Raw genomic sequence first — 18515 nt, forward strand, 5'->3', positions numbered from 1 at the left:
TTGGATATCCGAGGGTAATGAAAAAGACCACTTTTTCACATTACTCGAAAATCCAAGCACTTTTTGATGATATGTCTAAGTTTAATATACTGTTTAAAAAATACATGTGCTCTTTGAGCTTACTAAGATAGTAATCTTAAATAATAATCGTATTGAATGATTCTGCTTTTAATTTAAATGAGTATGTTTCCCCATTAACATCCATTTCTAGTTCCCTTGTATCCTTAAATGGATTCGCAATGACAACTACTTTCGTACCGTCTGGATTTAGAAATGCTGTCGTATTCCCCGTCCAAGGACCACTTGTTTCAATTCGTAAAGCACCTGGATTCACAAAATGAGAAAAATGCTTCATTACATAATATTCCGGATTTTTAGTCACCTTTTTCGATTCAGGGTCTACCGTAATCATAGAGTTTTGTTCCCAACCCCATGTACTTCTTCCTTTTGGTTCAAGTACCATATTCCAATAAATATACGCATTTGCTCCGTTCACGAAATAATGACGAAACAAGTTATGAACATATTGGGCATACGCCCATGTATTTTCCCCGTTTCCGCATTCATTTTCAGTTTGCATATATTTCAATTCAGGATAGCTTTGCACAGTACGTTGAATCGCATATTTTCCTGCCCATTGATAACCAACACCCTTTACATATTCGTAGGCTTTTGGATTACTAAGGACAGTGTGTGCAAATGCATCATGATCAGAGCTTGTTCCTTTCATCCACTCCTCCCAGGGTTCTGGGGCATTGATGGTTCCTAGCCAGATTTCAGCATCAATCCCGTATTTTTCAAATGCTGGACCTAAATAATCTCCGATAAATTCACGTAGCTGTTCACCTGTCCATACACATGAAGGAAACTTCTGATCTGCGACTACTTCATTTTGAACATGGATTTGATGAAGTGTGATCCCTTCCTCTTTATACGCCTGGACAAATTTTACGAAATAAAGCGCATATGCCTCCAGTACTTTTGGCTCCCAGCGTAATGTGCCGAAATTATACGCTTTCGGAAACTTCATCCATGTTGGCGGGCTCCATGGTGAAGCAAACAGCTTTAAATCTGGATTACGTTTTAATGCTTCCTTAATATAGGGAATTAAATATTTTCTATCTCGCTCAATGCTAAAATGCTCCATTTCATAATCGTCTGTTGTTTCATTATGACTATACCATTCAAGTGCATAGTCGCTTGCACCAATTGGTAGTCGGCAAATCGAAAATTGGCAATCTCCATCTGGCAAAAACAGAGCATCCAATACTTGGGTGCGTCCAGCCTCTGATAAATGACTCAGCGCATCGAAGCCAAGTTCATTAAAGCAGCCACCAAATCCGTCAATGACACGCTTTGTCTCATCAGTTAACACTAAATTAGGCTTTCCTGTTTTCGCTGGTTCTGCTATCTGCTCCTGCCAATTTTGTTCTTTAGTACTTGAAATCCAATAATAACCCACGTTTTCCTCTCCTCTATTACAGTTCAAATATCATAAATGACCATGGATTTAATGTTATTGTTTCACCTTGTTTATAATGCTTTTCCGATAAAAGCTCCTCACTTTCTTCAAAAGGATACCTTATCATTTCGATATCTGCAGAATAATTAAAAATGAACTTAATTTTTCTTCCTTCATCATTTACTCCACTTTTTATTATGATCGGAAAACGGATCTCCTGTTCAGTTTCCCATATGCTCGCTCGTTTTAGCGCTTGAGCAAGAATGCCAGACATAACCTCACTAGAAACAATACATCCGATGTATGTCGCATATCCGTCTCCACACTCATTACCTGTAATCGCCGCATATTCTCCCCATGCTGGGTGATCGTATTTGGCAAAAGTTTCTGCTGTTGTGGGAGTAAGTAGCTCCATCCATGTGTGCACTTCATTCTTTGATTCATCCACTCCATATGGATTTTCCGCTAGTTGTACATGCTTTGGCTCTATAAACATCTGATACTGAACACCACAGACCTTCTCAATGATACCAGGCTGATTAGTTGTGCGAACTTTAATGTTTTCATCTGTAAATCCAGATTTAAAGGTAAAGACCGCATGGCCTCCTTTATCAACATATTGGTTTAGCCGATCCAGCAATTGATCAGAAGCAACATATAAACATGGAACGATGATCAATGAATAGTCTTCCAAATTCTCTGTTTCAGGATGAATGATGTCACACTCCACATTTAATTTGTACAACTCATCATAAATCAAACGAAGGATATCATTGTAATTTAGCTCTGATCTTTGATTAAATTTAAACCAGCTTACTCCTGTGAGAGATTCATTGCTAACGAGAATAGCTGTTTTATTTTTCTTCTTAAGATTTACTAGTTTTGGTGATAGACGTTTGAAATCTGCGCCAATAGTTTTTGCCTCATTGTACACAGGATTAGGCTTTAAATCGTGACTTAAAAGACCTTTCCAATATGTCTCAAATGAGTTATGGATTGAATGCCAATGCCAATATGCTACCATGTTAGCACCTGAAGCCACATGGCTGAATGCCTGTAAACGCAGTTGACCAGGAAAAGGTGTCCAATGACTAAATGCCTGAGCCTCCGTTTCAAGAACAAGGTAATTTTGTTGCTTTGTTGATCGTGCAACATCACCACCAAACGAAATTTCGATTCCAGTCAAATCCTCTTGTGAAGGATGATAAATATCTACCCCTGTGATATCAAATGGTTTTGAAGCTGTAAAATGGTTTACGTTTGGCTGGACACCAAATGAGTAGCCCCTCCATTCAAAATCAAAGTTTTGTGTTATAAATTGTCCTTCATGACGATACTCTTTTACTATTTCTACTTGCCATGCTAAAAAGTCGTCTACGAGTGTACGCTGAAATTTAGAAAATTCCGCCCCAAAACTTCCATTGATTGTACCAACAACAGAAGGCATATCTTCCCATGCATGGACGTCATTGCTCCAGTAAGAGAGTCCGAACGCTTTATTTAACGCATCTGTTGTTTTAAATTTCTCTTTTAAATACTTCACGAATTGCAATTGTACATTTGGTCCACTTGTATCATAGTGCTTCGTTTCATTATCAATTTGATAGCCGATAATGGCTGGATGGTCTTTTACATTTTCCATCAATTTTCGGATAATCCGCTCAGCATAGAATAAGTAGGTTGGGCTTGTAATGTCCATAATTTGTCTGGCACCATATTTCCCCGCACCTTGTTTTGTAACAGCCAACACTTCTGGATGCTCTTTCACCATCCATGTCGGTACCGCATATGTTGGTGTGCCCACTATGACAGAAATCCCCGCTTTATGCATCGCATCTAGCACTCTATTCACAGAAGTAAAATCGAATACACCATTTTGAGGTTCATGTGTACTCCATGTTGATTCTGCAATACGAACAACATTAATACCTGCATCCTTCATCATTTGAATATCTGTTTCTAGTCGATCGTAAGGCATATATTCATCATAATATGCCACACCGTATAACAATTGTTTCATCTTCCTCTATCCTTTCTCTACTTTACTTAATCGCACCATCGGCAATTCCTTCAAGAATATACTTCTGGAAAAATGCATAGAAAACGATGACTGGCAAAGCAGTTAATACAAGTGCTGCCAAGATTTTTGGCCAGTCTGCAACATACTGTCCGAATAACATATTTATTGAAAGCATTAACGTATAGTTATTAACATCTGTTAGCATAATCAATGGCAATAAGAAATCATTCCATAGCCAAAGTACATTTAATACTAAAATGGTTGCTGTAATTGGTTTAAGTAAAGGAAAAATAATTCTAGTGAATATTTGAAAGTCGTTACATCCATCAATTTTCGCTGCTTCCTCCAGCTCCTTAGGAATCGATTTCACAAACCCATGATAAAGGAAGACTGCCATATTAACTCCCAAGCCAATATAAATTAGACCAAGTCCGTAAAGTGAACCTTGTAATCCTAGACCCTTTGCCATTTGGCTCAATGTAATCATAATGGAGTGAAAAGGAACAAGCATGGATGCAATGAAAAGTGTAAAAATCAGAGTGCTAAGTTTACCTGACGTTCTAGCAAGCTTGTATCCAGCAAGTGACCCGCAGAACACAATACCAGCAAGACCTATAAATGTAACAATTAATGTATTAAAGCTACTTCCTAGAAGGTTTAATTCTGTAAAAACACCGATATAGTTATCTAGTGAGAATGATTTAGGTAAGGCCAATACAGAACTGAATATTTCTCCCTGTGATTTAAATGAGTTTATAAACGCCATATAGATAGGGAAACATGAAACTATTGCAAATACAGTTAAGATCAGATTGATCGATATCGAAGCAGCACGGTTCTCCCTCATGCTTCAACCTCCTTACGCTTTAAGATACTCACTTGTATAAGAGTAATAATTAATACAACGAGGAACAAAATCATTGCTTTGGCATTGGCATAGCCGAAACGGAAGTTATTTGAAAAGGCTTCTTCATAAATATTCAGTGCCATTACTTGTGTTGAGGTACCAGGACCACCTTGTGTTAGGGCATATACAACATCAAAAACTTTAAACGCTCCGTTTAATGTTAAGAACGAACATATTGTAATCGCATGCATAATCATTGGAATAACAACATGTTTCAATCTCTGGAACACATTGGCACCATCGATCATTGATGCTTCTTTCAATTGTTTTGGAACACCTTGTAATGCAGCCATGTATATGACCATCATGTATCCAATACCTTGCCAAAGTGATACAATTAGAATCGAGTAAAAGGATACTTTTGCATCCCCAATCCATGATTGGTCAAGTATAGAAAATAGTGCCTGCTTCGAAAGCTCAGGAAACACATTTGTAAAAATAAATGAGAACATTAATGAACTGATAATTAAGCTAATCATATTTGGCATAAAGAAAATCGTTCTAAAAAATCCCTTTGATTTCATTCTTGATTCAATTAATAAGGCTAATAACAGTGCAGCAACATTTTGAATGACAAAAATGAAAATAGTATACCGTAACGTAAACCAAAATGAATGTCTAAATGCGGGATCATCTTTAAAGGCTTCAATATAATTACTAAACCCCACAAAATTAAACGTTGGATTTAATCCGTTCCAATCCGTAAAGCTATATACTCCAGCACCAATAGTCGGTATTAAAAGAAAGACTAGATAAAAAATGAAGGCAGGTAAAACAAATAAAATTAAACTTAGGTGACCGCTCTTTGTTTTTAACTTTTTCTTTTTAGTTGTCACTTCTTTAATAGGTACATTCAATTCTTGTACTTGCATTTGTTTTCATTCCTTTCATTCTATTTTTCTCACATAAGGAGAAGGGGTCTGATTCTAAGTTAAAACAGCCCCCTCACTTGTTTATCGATGATCTATTATTTGTTTATTTTGTTATATTCCTGCCACGCGCGATCCAATCCTTCAATAACTTCCTCTTTAGAGGCATCGCCAGCATAGTAGCTTTGAAGCAATTTTTCAGAAGCAGATTTAACGGCTGCTGGAATTATTGGATCCTGATATACTTTACCTTCTTCAACATATTTCATTGAATCTTCCAACCACGGATATGGTTCAAATGTATGAACATCTGAAATTGGATTAAATCCTAAACTTTCATAGAAAGCACTCGAATCTTGTTCATCTAGAATGTAATTCACAAAATCCTTTGCTACGTCTTTAACGTTACTTACTTTTGAAACTGCTAGAGATGTAGACGTACTTAAATCGATAAGCGTTGCGTTCGGATCGTCGTTAATCGGTAATGCAGCGACACCAAAGTTAAATTTTTCATTTGTCGCTAACATTGATTCTGCCATCCATGGTCCTTGAACCCACATTGCTGCTTCACCACTTGCGAAAGCTGCTGCACCCTGATCCTGGCCTACTTCAAATGGTCTGTCCGTTCCATGAGCATCGACAAGATCAATAATCTCAAACATGTCTTTCAAGTCAGCAAATGATCCTTTATCTGCATTCATACTGTCAACAAACCCTTTGTTTGTTGTACTTTCAAGGGCACCTACTGTTAATGGAAGGAACAGCTGTGGAATGTATGAATCTTTATAAGCACGAATAAATGGCGTTATTCCTTTGTCCTCAAGAGTTTTTATAACCGCTTTCATTTCTGTGATTGTCTTTGGTATCTCAATACCATTTTCTTCAAAAATATCTTTATTGAAAATAAATCCCCATTGTAGTGTTTCCAAAGGTACTGCAAGAACTTTACCATCTTTTGTAACTGCAGGAGAAACAGTGTCATATAGCTTTTCTGCAAATGGTTCTTCTGATAAATCCTCTAAGTAACCTGCTTTATCATATACTGGAATATCATTGACTGCATGAAGACCAAATACATCCGGACTGTCACCAGAGGCAAGTCGTGTTTTCAATAATTGATCTGCCTCGTTAACACTTGGTAATTCAAGCTTAACTGTGACATCTATTCCATTTTCTTCTTTTTGTTTTTTTACAAACTGATCAATGTATGTTTCATATTGTTCTTTAAAACGAGGCTGTCCAATAAATACTTTTAATTCTACTTTTTTTCCATCTCCCCCACTTGCTTCACTCGAAGAACCGCTCCCCGGTGCTTTACAACCCGCTAGTAGACTTGCGAATAAAACAGTAACTAAAAATAATGTAAGCGCTTTTTTCATTAGTAACTCCCCTTTCTTTTTTTAATCATAAACTGTTTTTTCCTATTATTAAATTGACAATATTAACGCTTACATTTGCACTATTTTAACTTTTCCGAATTCCTCCTGGAGACGTACCATAGTACTTTTTAAATACACGATAAAAATAAGAAACGTCTTCATAGCCAATCATTTCAGCAATTGTTTTATATTGAAGCGTTGTTGTCGTTATGAGTTCTTTAGCTTTTTCCATCCGTGAAGAGATAATATACTCGGTAACATTACATCCATACCTTTTTTTAAAAGCAGTTGTTAAATATTCCTTACTAACAAAATACTTCTTTGCAATAATTTCAAGCGACATATTGGACGAGGTAAAATAATCATCAATATATTGTTTAATATCGTCCAAATTTATTTTTGTTTTTTGTTTACTGATCTCTACTATTTTTAAAATGACATGTTCACCAATGATAAGTTGAGTCTTCAGTTCATCTTCAATTGTTCGATTTTGCTGGTAGCTTAATTGATTCCGGTCTAATCCTAAATCTTCTAAACTTAGCTTTTGGACTTTCATTACTTCTTCTAGAAGTAATAGAAACTCTTGATGCAAATGAAAAATAAACGCTGTATCCTGCTTTAATTCATCATCTAATCCCTTAAGAAATTGATGAATACTATTAGAAAACTGAGAGACATTTAATTCCTTTAAAGAAAAAGTAATTGTATGACGAAAAGGCTCAATCAATTCTTCTATTTCAGGACGTGTCACTGCAAATAATTGATACCCCATTTTCTGCTGCTCCATTTTTCCCTTTTCAAATAAAGCTTTCATCAGGGCATTATTGAGCTCAGTTTCATCCACTGGTTTTGGTAAATATTCAATTACTCGTGACTTAATGGCTTGTCTCGTATATACAAAATCCTGATAACCACTCAATACAATAACCGGAAGATCCGGATATTCTTTTTCTAGCACTTCAAGTAACCTGATACCATCGATACCTGGCATTTTCATATCTGTTATCACAAAATCTGGCCGTATTGTCTTCATTATCTCAATTGCTTCTTCTCCATTTGTTGCCTCAATTATATGTTCAATTTTTAATGACTTTAGATCAATTACCGCTTTGACTGTTTCTCTAGTCCATATTTCATCATCGACTATTAATAAAGTACTCATTTCGTTCACATCCTTTTTTTATGATAGATAGAGGATAGTGACCGCCCCTTTCCCTCTATATGAAAATCATTTAAATGATAGTTGAGTTGAATGCTTGATAGGTATGCTTCATCAAAATTAAGCTTGTCGTATACTCCACTTCTTAGATCGTAGAATAATTACTCCATTAGATTTTTAAAAGGGATTGTTAAAATTACTTTTGTATATTCTGATTCCTTACTGTAAAGTTCTATTCCATATTCCTTTCCAAAATAAAGCTTCATTCTAGCATCTACATTCTTCAATCCGATACTTCTATTTTGTGTATCAACATCTAATGCCAGTTTTCTATTTACTTCATCTAATGTATGCTTTGACATGCCAACACCGTTATCTTCTATCACAATTTCAATATCATCAAATACCTTTTGAATATCAATTTTAATCGTTCCTCTTTCAATTTTAGACTCAAAGCCGTGTTTAAATGAGTTTTCAATAATAGGCTGGAGAGATAAAAGTGGTATGCTTCCTTGATTAACAGCTTCATCTACAAAAAGTTGGATTGATATACTCTCACCGAATCTTACCTTTTGAATATAGAGATAATTTTTCAAATGGCTTACTTCTTCACGAATAAATACTAGGTCGCCTCGTTTATTTGTAATATAGCGAAACATTAATGCAAGTCGCTGTGTCATATCATAGATTTCCTTTGCATTTTTTTTTAATGCCATCCCCCCGATAACTTGAAGTGTGTTGTATAGAAAATGTGGATTAATTTGGGCTTGCAGAGCGAGAAACTGTGCATCTCGGTTTTCCATTTCACGCTTATAATCCATTTCAATCAAGTCTTTGATACGTTCGATCATATCTTTATATTTTCTATATAGGAGACCAATCTCATCTGAACGATTTGCTACAATATTCACACTAAAGTTATTTTCTTCAACATGCTCCATTGTTTTAGAAAGGACTACAATGGGTTTTGCGACTTGATTTGAAACAATAATTGATAAAAGAATCGTTAATAAAATAGAAATAACAAGTATAACAACCCCTGATTGACCAATATAAACGGCCCCTATCATCATCACTTCTTTCGGCACCACTTTTAATAAATGAATCTGATCATTCATCATGTGTTGGATAAAATAATAATCCTTGTCTTTTATTATATATTTTTCTCCATGTGAAGTAGTTAATTGCTCGCCAATTTCTCTGGTAAACTTCTTTAAACTGAGATGACCTGGATTGTAAAGAGGATTCCCCTGAGAATCAAGGATTAATACGTATTCACCTTCATTACTCTGCAGGTTTTCTGCAATATGGTTCATAAATGAAAACATCACTTGAATTTCAATTTCCCCTACAAGCTTTTGATCTTCAAAACGATAAATATTACGTGTAAAAGAAAAACTGTTTTTTGCTAGATCGACATCAAAAACAGCATCTTTATTATCCTGCTTTTTCGGAGATTCCAAGTTATTGCTTATATAAAAATCGTTCTTTTCAACTTTGTATAATAAATGATCTTCATAGGACACTAGTGATACTGATAAAATATCATTACTTCCATTATATAGTCCGAATAGTTTATCTTTAATATAAGACTGAGTATTAAATTTATTCAAAGTGCTAAGGTTATCAACAGTCGTAATACTTGGTACTAATTTCTCATCTACAAGAGCTGAAAACAAAAATTCATCGTACCAGTTTATTTGTTCTTCTATGTAGCTGCTAGAAAGCTCCATTCTTGAGAGATTCGAACTGATTTCCGATGATTCAACTGCTCCTCTAGAAATATGGGTTGAAATCAACATAAAAATTAAAAGAGGAACCATCATAACAAGAAGCAGGGTTCCCATTAACTTACGCTTAATGCTCTCGAGGATGTATTTATTAAAATAATAGTTAATTCTGCTTCGTATTCTCATATGGAACCTCCATTGGGCAAAAGTTTCTAAATAACATTATATAGGATTTATTTGTACATAGTTTAGCTAGAATTATATTATTTACATGTATCCCCAAGGAAAGGTTATTAATATATTAAAAACCTTTCGATAAATTATAGAACAAAAAGACAAACAAAAAAGCTTGAAGTAATTAGCATTCAAGCCTTTTGCACTGTTACTTTTCATTATGTTTGTTGCCGTAGCTTAGTGGCTATATCAGTTACGTTGCTTTGTTTTATGATGTTATTCTCATTATCCTTAGCAATTATTTTTATTTGTTCGATTAGTGATTCTCTTAACCACATTGTGTTTAGGATAGAAACGATTGCTCCAAGTATGACGATGATTGAGATTTCTAAAATCCGATTACCTCTTGTTTCCCACATATCAGCTCGCCCCTTTTACAATATTTGTAAATAGGTTGTCTCTTTTTACTTCATTCTATTCCCATTCAGTTTCGTAACACTATTCGAACGATGTTTTCGTAGATTCCCTAATGAAAAGTTCACAAGAAAACACTGTATCTTTTGGATTTACTTCTTCTTTGTTAATTTGTTTTAATAGCAGTTCTGCTGCCTTCAGTCCCATTTCCTGTGAAGGCTGGCTTATCGTTGTTACTGATGGATTGACGAGGTCAGCAAATGGAATATTATCGAAAACGACTAAACCAAGCTGCTCACCAATTTTGATCCTGCTTGCTTTAGCAAATTTCAACACTTCCAAAAAGACTAGGTCATTTCCAGCAACCAAAGCAGTCGGCGGGTCTTGTAATGAAAAAAGGTTATCAAGTTCTGACCCCATAGACTTTATCTCAGTGCTAATCATATATTCTTCTATAATAGGTATATTATTTTCCTTCAGCGCGTCCATATACCCTTGTTTCCGTTCGAGTCTAGTTGAAATCGTTAGTGACTCAGTTACAATTGCGATTTTCTTATGACCCTTTTCAATTAAATGCTCTACTGCACGCATCGTAGCTTCCCGATTGTTTACGACAACTGATGGAGCAATAATCCCCTTTACTTTGCGGTCCATAAGGACAACTGGGTAACCAGTCTTCAGCATACTTTTGTATAGCTCCACGTTTTGGCCGGTTGGAAAAATGATCAACCCATCCACTTGTTTTGCACGAAGCATTTCAATGTATTTACGTTCCTTTTCTGGGTCATTATCGGCATTACAAATAATCGCGTTCATCTCATGTTCATTAAAATAATCCTCTAATGACCGGCACACTTCTGTTGAATAACGATGCATGATATTTGCGACAATAATTCCTACCATTGACGTGCGTTTTTGCTTTAAGCTTCTTGCCACATGGTTAGGCTGATATCCTAGATCGTTGATTGCTGCTTCAACTTTGACTCTTGTTTCTTGACTCATATATTCATATCGCTTATTTAAATATTGTGAAACCGTGCTTTTTGAAACTCCTGCCCTTTTAGCAACATCTGCCATTGTAATTGCCATGAAATCTTCCTCTTTTTACTATTATTTCTTTCATTTTATCTTTTAATAGGGGATTTAGCCAGCAAGAACATAAAAAGAGGATGACTCAAAAAATAGTCATCCTCTTCTATTATCCATTTTGTTTAAATTGACAATTATGCAATCGCCTTAACATTTTTAGCATCAATCTGCTTTTTTGCAGCATTTACCGCCAAAATTGTTAAAATTGCAGAAAGAAATAATGATCCTGCCATAAAGATATAGGATGCGCCAAAGCCTCCGGTTGCACCATTTAAATACCCGACAACATAGGATCCGGCGAATGATCCTAATGCTCCCATGCTGTTAATTAAGGCCATCGCACCTCCAGCAACATTACGAGGAAGAATTTCTGGAATGATTGCAAAGAACGGTCCGTATGGAGCATACATTGCACCACCAGCGATTACTAACAAGACGAATGATAACCAGAAGTTGGTTGTTCCGACTAGATAAGAGCCATAGAATGCAAGTGCTCCAATTAATAAAAATGGCCAAACAAATGCTTTTCTGTTTTGCAATTTGTCTGAGAAATGTGAGGCAGTTAACATTAAAACAATTGATAAGATATAAGGAACCGCAGATAACCACCCAGTTTTAATAATATCCATGTTTGGTGCGGCATTTAGAATTGATGGAAGCCACATAACGAATCCGTAAACCCCTACACTCCACAACGCATATTGTGCGCACAGCAAGATAACGGCTTTAGACTTGAACGCTTCAGCATAGTTTTTAACTGGTTTTAATCCTTGTTGCTCCTTTTCAAGTTCTTCATGCAGAAGTGCTTTCTCACGCTCTGAAAGCCATTTTGCATCCTTAGGCTCGTCATTGACAATTTTCCACCATATGAACGCCCAAATGACTGCAGGTAAACCTTCAATAATAAACATCCATCTCCAGCCATACGCTTCTAAAAGATAACCAGAAACGATCGACATCCATAAAACAGTTGCTGGATTACCTAGAATTAAAAATGTATTCGCACGAGACCTTTCTGCCTTTGTAAACCAATGGCTCAAGAATACAAGCATTGCTGGCATAACAGCGCTTTCTACAACCCCAAGCGTAAACCTGATTACAAATAGCCAACCAACATTACTAACAAGACCTGTCGCTGTCGCAAGTCCTCCCCATAAAATCAATGACCAGAAAACAAGTTTTTTTGCACTTTTATTTTCCGCATAATGTGCTCCTGGAATTTGAAAAAAGAAATAGCCTAGGAAAAACAAGGAGCCTAATAAGGATGAGATCGCAGGAGTGATTTGCAAGTCCTGAGCCATACCTGCAGCCGCACCAAAACCATAGTTTGCACGATCTAAGTATGCTAAGCTGTAAGTAATAAACACAATCGGAATTAAACGAAGCCATCTTTGTTTTGCTAATGTTTTCTGCATGTTAATTCACTCCTTGTAAATGTTTTTTCATATATTGGTCTAATTGGTGACTAGTAGGATAGCCATCATTGTCTCCAGGAGATTGAACGGCTAATGCTCCAATCGCATTCCCCCTCATGACAGACTCACGGATTGGGAGATTTTTCAGTAAACCACTAATAACCCCAACAGCAAATCCATCACCTGCACCAACAGTATCGATAACATTCTCAACATTATACCCTTTAATTGTACCTTCGTGGTTTAAGGTTTTATAATAAGCCCCTTCCTCACCAAGCTTGATAATGACTAACTTCACTCCTTTATCCAAATAAAAGGAGGCAATGTCCTGAGGTGCACTAAAGCCAGTTAATATACCACCTTCTAATATACCCGGAAGAAAAGTGTCTGTTTTAAACGCAATTTCATTTATCGCTTTCACCATTTCTGCTTTTGAATTCCACAGCGATGGACGTAAATTTGGATCAAATGAAACAGTCCGATTGTTCTTTTTCATATACTCAAGAGCGTATTTCGCAAATTCTCTCGTTTGATTTGATAGGGCTAAGGGAATTCCAGTCATATGCAGATGATTCGCTCTTAAGAAATACTCTTCTTGAAAGTCGTTTACTCCCATTTGACTTGCAGCAGAGCCTTTACGAAAATATTGAACCTCAGGATCTCCAACAACCACTTTTGATTTTACTTGAAAGCCTGTCGGAAAGTGTTCATCCACTAAAACATGGTCAATATTTACATTCTCTTCTTTCAGTCGTTGAATAATATATTTTCCGAACGAATCATTGCCAACCTTGCTAGCCCACCCTGAGCCGAATCCTAATCTAGCCAAGCCGATTGCAACATTGGTTTCCGCACCAGCTAGACTACGCGTATAGTGATTCACTTCATGTAATGGCCCCTGCTCACCTGCGATAAACATTGCCATAGCTTCACCAAATGTAATAACATCTAAATTTTGCATATGATTTCCCCACTTTCTCTTTCTACTGCATTTTGAACCATTTCAATATAATGTTTTGTTTTAGAGATAGGATCAATTGGAAACTCAATTGCCTTTGTCAAGGATGCTGGAAATTGATTGACGATTTGTCTCCACTCTCCATTTTTGTCATCTGAAAGTGGCAAAGTAACTAGTCCGTTCTTAACCGTTTCAACATGTTTGAGATGCAGATACACAACATATGGGGCAAGCTGTTCAACAGCATAATGAACATTTTGTTCGGTATAATACCAGTTGCCTGTATCAAATGTCATTTTTACAGGTATTCCATAAAGCGAAGCGCTTTCAAAGAAAGCCTTTAATCGTTCAACATTTCCGCCATGCATCGTTTGGTCGTTTTCAACAAGTAATTGTATGGGTTCATTTTCATCAATAAGCTCTTCTAAAAACTGTTTTAATTCAATACAATTTGATCTTTCAGTTTGATAATGACCTAAAGAGGTTTTCACCCATGATGCTCCAAGATCTCTTGCTTCTACAAAGGTCCTTCGAAGGATTTCTTCATTTAATTGTGCACCTGAATTCCATAATTCTATTGGAGCCGAAAAAACGGTAAATAGCTTGAATTTTTCAACCTCCATTTTTATTTTTTCAAGTGGCAGATATCCTTCAGGAAACAATTCCCTACGAATCTCAATGCCATAAGAACCTGCAAGGGCAATTTCTTCAATAAATGATTCCTGCCCTTTCTCTAAAACTTCATTTCTATTAAAAGCATTTAAAGGAACTATTACATTATTCATTTGTAAATCCTTTCTAATTGTTTATAAATCGGTTTAGTAAATCGGTTTATAAACAGTATAAAATAAGTGTAAGCGCTTTTCAAGTAGAATATTTATTTTTTGTTTTTACAGTTTCTATGTCTGGCGCTACTGTCCCTCAAATTTTAAGCGCATATTAGAAAAACTTGCTTGTCGCCAAGTCTTAATGGAGAAAGCATTAGTTTTTTTTTATTATCAACCATAAAATATAATTTCTGATAGTATAAAAAAACTGAACCATTATCTGAAATTTCTAAAGATAATGGTTCAGTTTTAGGGACTAGATTCAACTCGTATTTTGCTACTTTAATATCATTTTTATCACTAGTAAACTCATTCGGATCTGTTTAACTATCATTTGATAGCTGATTTTCTAATTCCTTTTGCTTCCTCAGCTCTTCTCTAAATTTTTCTTGCTCGTCTTTAAAGGTTAGATATTCCTTAGCTTTGAGGTCTGCTTGTTTTTTTAATTGATAGACTTCGCTTGTCTTGTAGACTTCATTGTTAAAGTGTAGTGGTGAGATTTGAACTCCTTGACGAGAGGATTCTTGGAGTTGCCGAAACAGGGTTGTGACATATTGTTCGTCTGCTTCAGTTGTTTGGTATTCTGTTTTAAGTTCATGATCTAAGTTATCCAATGCACGTATCGTGTCTCTGCGCATCATTTCTGCACGATCAGTACTCTCTTCAAAACGGTCTTTTGAAAATACTTCAAGTTCAATCAGGTCACCAATTTGTTTAAAAATAGAAGTTAGTGTGGAGTGTTGGGCTAAAACGATTTCTTCTGAGAGGTTAGCAGAATGGGGTAGTCCATCTTCAAGAAATGGGATATAAATCATTGTTTCTCCAGCTAAGTCCCTAGCCTCGGTTGTACCACCGATTCCATTAAAAAATGAGATTCGTTTAGTTATAAGAGAAATCCATGCTTCTATAACGTCAATTTGTGCTTGATAAAATTCTTTTATGGCAGTAGCTCCCTCTCCCATAAAGTTTTCATCAAGATTCACAACATCCTGACATTTCTGTTTTAATTGTTCAAGATTATCACGAAGTTCCTGGTACTGCCTAGCCCTTGCTTCCATGGAATCTACTAATGTCTTTGCATCAAAAACTTTCACAGGTACCTTTCCCTTCTTTGATCTTCAGATACAATTATACATTGGTGTTTCCACTATTCACATGAACCATTTTTCCTTACCTTTCCTACGTTCAACAGTACTATTTTTCAAGCGATTCATTTATTTTTTTAAAAAAGTAGGAGATAAGTATGTGACGTAAAGGTTTCTCATTAATAGGCATACCCGTATGCAAAAACAACTATTTACTGTAGGCCGTTAGTTTCTTTTTTACTTTTAATGGACTCCACATGGAATAATCAAGGGCTAATCAATTTATAAAATAGGTAAACATCTTCACTTATCCTACTTCACACCAATCAACAATGGTTAATGCAATTATCTCTGCAACTTCAAACACTTTGTCAATTTCAATATATTCATTTGGAAAATGTGCATTTTCAGTTACACCCGGTCCAAAAACGATTGTTGGAGTAAATCCAACCTTAGTTAATAGACCTCCGTCTGTCCCCCATGGAGATGCTTCAACAATTGGTGCAAAACCTAAAACCTTTTGATAGCAAGATGTCAATTTTTCAACAAATACATGCTCGATGTCAATTGCACCTGGAACCCACCTTGCACCAAACCAGTCGAGAGTAACGGGATGTTCATTAAACCATGGATCTAGTTCTTTTAATGTTAAGAGCCAGCTTTCCATCTCATGTTTTGCTTCTTCCATCGATTCCTCAGGAGAGATACCCATTCGCCCTTCTAGCTTCACACGATCAGCAACAGATGAGGGCCAATCTCCGCCCGCAATTTTTCCAATATTGATCGGAATTGGAATTGGAATGTTACTATATAGCGGGTCATTAATCCTCTCATTTCTACGTTTTTCTAGCTCGCGAATATGTTCTACAACAAGAAATGCTTTTTCAATTGCACTTACACCTTCATAGCGTGTACCGCCATGAGCTGAAAGGCCTTTCACTTGAATTTGAAACCACATTGACCCTTGTTGTTTAGGGAAGATTTTCATATTAGTCGGTTCGGGAATAATCGCCGCATCTGCCTTATAACCTCGTAAAATTGCAGCCAATGTGCCTAAACCGCCGCTTTCCTCCTCAATCACACTTTGAAAAATAACATCTCCTTTTAAAGGAATTCCAAGGGCACGAAGCGCAGATAAAGCTAAAAGAAGTGAAACATTGCCACCTTTCATATCGGTGGCACCACGTCCATATAGTTTCCCATCAATGATTTTTCCACTATAAGGGGCATGTTCCCATTGTTCTAAGTCTCCTTCAGGAACAACATCTATATGACCATTTAATATAAGGGAACGTCCTTCACCTGTTCCTTTTAAAATGCCGACAACATTTGGACTGCCAATAAACTCCTGCCGAGACGAGGAAAAATCAGGATGTTTACTTAATTCGTTCCCATCAGGCTCCCAGACATCAACCTTTAATCCAATTTTATGCAATGTTTTAATGACAACCTTTTGTGCTTGCTGTTCATTTCCCTGTATACTATCAGCTTGCACTAATTTCTGTAGGAGCTTGACACCATGTTCTCGGTTAGATGTTAGCCATTGATTAATCTGAGTTTGTAACATTGAACGCTCATCACTCACTCTACTCTCCTCCTATAAGAGTTCCAATTTAGGTAACAGTTTTGATCTCTTCAGAAATCATCAATGGTGCGTCCGTTTTAAGCGTGACTTCTTCTGCTGTAAAGGGTGCCATAACTTCTTTTAATAACAGTCCCTTATCTGTTACTTCAATTACAGCCATATCTGTAATAATCATACTGACACACGCTTTTGCGGTTAAAGGCAAAGTACAGGTCTTCAAAATTTTCGGTTCACCTTTTTTATTACAATGATTCATCACCACAATTACTTTTTTCGCTTTTTTAGCAAGCTCCATCGCCCCACCAAGTCCCGGTACTCTTTTTCCTGGAACAATCCAATTTGCCAAATCACCTTTTTCACTTACTTCGAGCCCACCAAGTATCGTTATATCCAAATAACCTGAACGAATCATCCCAAATGCAGTAGCACTGTCAAAATAAGAAGCCCCAGGGACAATTGTTACTGGAAATCCTCCAGCATTACATAATGTTGGATCCTCTTCACCCTTATCTGGTGATTTACCCATTCCAAGTATTCCATTCTCCGCATGGAACATCACATAAACGTCATGTGAAAGGTGATTAGGAACTAGTGAAGGAATCCCAATTCCTAAATTGACAATCATGCCGTCTTTAATTTCCTTTGCTGCTCGTTTTGCAATTCGGTTTCTTATATCATGACCCATGCTCATTTCCTATCACCCCTATGCACAAAGTTCTACACTGCCTTTCTTCGACAATTTCTTACAAAACTCGGGTGGTGACAGGCACTCACTTATTCCCACGCCCACTTCCAATCAACCCCAGAACTCTGTACAACAAGATCCACATATATCCCTGGTGTAACGATCCTTTCTGGATCAAGCTCACCTATCTCAACAATTTCTTCGACCTCGGCAATTGTATATCTCCCTGCCATTGCTACTAATGGGTTGGTGTTACGGGCGCTCGTTTCATAGATTAGATTGCCAAAAGTATCGGCTTTTTTCGCGTAGACAATTGCGATATCAGCTGTTAATGCTGATTCAAGTAAATACTCCCGCCCGTTAACCGTCACCTTTTGCTTCCCTTCCTCTACCATACTATCAAGCCCAATATCTGTTAAAATCCCAGCGAGACCAACGCCGCCCGCACGAATCCGTTCAGCTAAAGTTCCTTGTGGTGAAAATTCAACCTCCATTTTCCCCTCCATCATTAATTGACCTGCGACTGGATTTGAGCCAATATGTGAAACGATTAGTCTATTTGCTCTACCTTGACTCACCAGCCGGCCAATTCCGATGTCAGGAAATCCGCTATCATTTCCAATCAAGGTTAAATCGTTAACCCCTTTTTCAAGGATTCCATTTATAACTGTTGGAGGATTACCGATTCCTCCGAATCCGCCGAACATGATGGTACATCCATCTTGGATATGGACCATTGCATCTTCAATGCTGCCAA

The 18515-nt window shown here is 36.7% G+C and carries 16 protein-coding genes; all 16 read right to left on the reverse strand.

Features of this window, described 5'->3' with window-relative positions; genetic code table 11:
- Nucleotides 1-136: 136 nt before the first annotated feature.
- The gene (locus WCV66_RS22655; RefSeq protein WP_066325484.1) at nucleotides 137-1462 is read right to left on the reverse strand and encodes a glycoside hydrolase family 30 protein; all 1326 of its coding nucleotides are present in this window, start codon (nucleotides 1460-1462) and stop codon (nucleotides 137-139) included.
- Between the two features lie 16 nt (nucleotides 1463-1478).
- A complete protein-coding gene (locus tag WCV66_RS22660) occupies nucleotides 1479-3482 on the reverse strand; it encodes a beta-galactosidase (protein WP_338786939.1) in 2004 nt (667 codons plus the stop codon).
- Nucleotides 3483-3504: 22 nt separating this feature from the next.
- Nucleotides 3505-4329, reverse strand: a complete 825-nt coding sequence (locus WCV66_RS22665) for a carbohydrate ABC transporter permease (protein WP_066325468.1) — start codon at nucleotides 4327-4329, stop codon at nucleotides 3505-3507.
- The gene (locus tag WCV66_RS22670) at nucleotides 4326-5261 is read right to left on the reverse strand and encodes a carbohydrate ABC transporter permease (RefSeq protein ID WP_083964437.1); all 936 of its coding nucleotides are present in this window, start codon (nucleotides 5259-5261) and stop codon (nucleotides 4326-4328) included. The genes WCV66_RS22665 and WCV66_RS22670 overlap by 4 nt, the downstream gene beginning before the upstream one ends.
- A gap of 95 nt (nucleotides 5262-5356) precedes the next feature.
- Nucleotides 5357-6637: an ABC transporter substrate-binding protein gene (locus WCV66_RS22675; protein ID WP_066325458.1), complete on the reverse strand. Its 1281-nt coding sequence runs from the start codon at nucleotides 6635-6637 to the stop codon at nucleotides 5357-5359.
- 85 nt (nucleotides 6638-6722) lie between these two features.
- Complete coding sequence (locus WCV66_RS22680; protein ID WP_066325455.1) at nucleotides 6723-7799, reverse strand: response regulator transcription factor; 1077 nt, start codon at nucleotides 7797-7799, stop codon at nucleotides 6723-6725.
- 158 nt (nucleotides 7800-7957) lie between these two features.
- Nucleotides 7958-9712: a sensor histidine kinase gene (locus WCV66_RS22685; protein ID WP_338786941.1), complete on the reverse strand. Its 1755-nt coding sequence runs from the start codon at nucleotides 9710-9712 to the stop codon at nucleotides 7958-7960.
- A gap of 206 nt (nucleotides 9713-9918) precedes the next feature.
- Complete coding sequence (locus WCV66_RS22690) at nucleotides 9919-10119, reverse strand: hypothetical protein (RefSeq protein ID WP_338786942.1); 201 nt, start codon at nucleotides 10117-10119, stop codon at nucleotides 9919-9921.
- 79 nt (nucleotides 10120-10198) lie between these two features.
- On the reverse strand, nucleotides 10199-11203 hold the full coding sequence (locus WCV66_RS22695) for a LacI family DNA-binding transcriptional regulator (protein ID WP_185653063.1): 1005 nt from the start codon (nucleotides 11201-11203) through the stop codon (nucleotides 10199-10201).
- Nucleotides 11204-11337: 134 nt separating this feature from the next.
- On the reverse strand, nucleotides 11338-12618 hold the full coding sequence (locus tag WCV66_RS22700; protein ID WP_066325446.1) for an MFS transporter: 1281 nt from the start codon (nucleotides 12616-12618) through the stop codon (nucleotides 11338-11340).
- A 1-nt stretch (nucleotide 12619) separates the two neighbouring features.
- Complete coding sequence (locus tag WCV66_RS22705; protein ID WP_338786943.1) at nucleotides 12620-13579, reverse strand: sugar kinase; 960 nt, start codon at nucleotides 13577-13579, stop codon at nucleotides 12620-12622.
- Complete coding sequence (locus WCV66_RS22710; RefSeq protein WP_338786944.1) at nucleotides 13567-14361, reverse strand: hypothetical protein; 795 nt, start codon at nucleotides 14359-14361, stop codon at nucleotides 13567-13569. The genes WCV66_RS22705 and WCV66_RS22710 overlap by 13 nt, the downstream gene beginning before the upstream one ends.
- A gap of 365 nt (nucleotides 14362-14726) precedes the next feature.
- Nucleotides 14727-15497 (reverse strand): T7SS effector LXG polymorphic toxin, encoded by a 771-nt coding sequence (locus tag WCV66_RS22715; RefSeq protein ID WP_338786945.1) that lies wholly within the window; start codon nucleotides 15495-15497, stop codon nucleotides 14727-14729.
- Between the two features lie 298 nt (nucleotides 15498-15795).
- Entirely contained in the window at nucleotides 15796-17055 is a 1260-nt protein-coding gene (locus tag WCV66_RS22720; protein WP_338789529.1) for a peptidase, read from the reverse strand.
- 46 nt (nucleotides 17056-17101) lie between these two features.
- Nucleotides 17102-17764 carry a 3-oxoacid CoA-transferase subunit B gene (locus WCV66_RS22725; RefSeq protein ID WP_338786946.1) on the reverse strand — a complete coding sequence of 221 codons (663 nt, stop codon included), beginning with the start codon at nucleotides 17762-17764 and terminating at the stop codon, nucleotides 17102-17104.
- A gap of 83 nt (nucleotides 17765-17847) precedes the next feature.
- Nucleotides 17848-18495: a 3-oxoacid CoA-transferase subunit A gene (locus WCV66_RS22730; RefSeq protein ID WP_413789687.1), complete on the reverse strand. Its 648-nt coding sequence runs from the start codon at nucleotides 18493-18495 to the stop codon at nucleotides 17848-17850.
- Between the last annotated feature and the right edge of the window lie 20 nt (nucleotides 18496-18515).

The sequence above is a fragment of the Metabacillus rhizosphaerae genome (genome assembly GCF_037201795.1).
GTDB lineage: Bacteria > Bacillota > Bacilli > Bacillales > Bacillaceae > Metabacillus > Metabacillus rhizosphaerae.

Bases quoted from the DNA above. Each gene is read 5' to 3' on its own strand.
- WCV66_RS22730 (WP_413789687.1), bottom strand. From the start codon at position 18,495: ATGGTCCATATCCAAGATGGATGTACCATCATGTTCGGCGGATTCGGA.
- WCV66_RS22690 (WP_338786942.1), bottom strand. From the start codon at position 10,119: ATGTGGGAAACAAGAGGTAATCGGATTTTAGAAATCTCAATCATCGTC.
- WCV66_RS22705 (WP_338786943.1), bottom strand. From the start codon at position 13,579: ATGCAAAATTTAGATGTTATTACATTTGGTGAAGCTATGGCAATGTTT.
- WCV66_RS22660 (WP_338786939.1), bottom strand. From the start codon at position 3,482: ATGAAACAATTGTTATACGGTGTGGCATATTATGATGAATATATGCCT.
- WCV66_RS22725 (WP_338786946.1), bottom strand. From the start codon at position 17,764: ATGAGCATGGGTCATGATATAAGAAACCGAATTGCAAAACGAGCAGCA.
- WCV66_RS22680 (WP_066325455.1), bottom strand. From the start codon at position 7,799: ATGAGTACTTTATTAATAGTCGATGATGAAATATGGACTAGAGAAACA.
- WCV66_RS22685 (WP_338786941.1), bottom strand. From the start codon at position 9,712: ATGAGAATACGAAGCAGAATTAACTATTATTTTAATAAATACATCCTC.
- WCV66_RS22710 (WP_338786944.1), bottom strand. From the start codon at position 14,361: ATGAATAATGTAATAGTTCCTTTAAATGCTTTTAATAGAAATGAAGTT.
- WCV66_RS22675 (WP_066325458.1), bottom strand. From the start codon at position 6,637: ATGAAAAAAGCGCTTACATTATTTTTAGTTACTGTTTTATTCGCAAGT.
- WCV66_RS22665 (WP_066325468.1), bottom strand. From the start codon at position 4,329: ATGAGGGAGAACCGTGCTGCTTCGATATCGATCAATCTGATCTTAACT.
- WCV66_RS22700 (WP_066325446.1), bottom strand. From the start codon at position 12,618: ATGCAGAAAACATTAGCAAAACAAAGATGGCTTCGTTTAATTCCGATT.
- WCV66_RS22720 (WP_338789529.1), bottom strand. From the start codon at position 17,055: ATGTTACAAACTCAGATTAATCAATGGCTAACATCTAACCGAGAACAT.
- WCV66_RS22670 (WP_083964437.1), bottom strand. From the start codon at position 5,261: ATGCAAGTACAAGAATTGAATGTACCTATTAAAGAAGTGACAACTAAA.
- WCV66_RS22695 (WP_185653063.1), bottom strand. From the start codon at position 11,203: ATGGCAATTACAATGGCAGATGTTGCTAAAAGGGCAGGAGTTTCAAAA.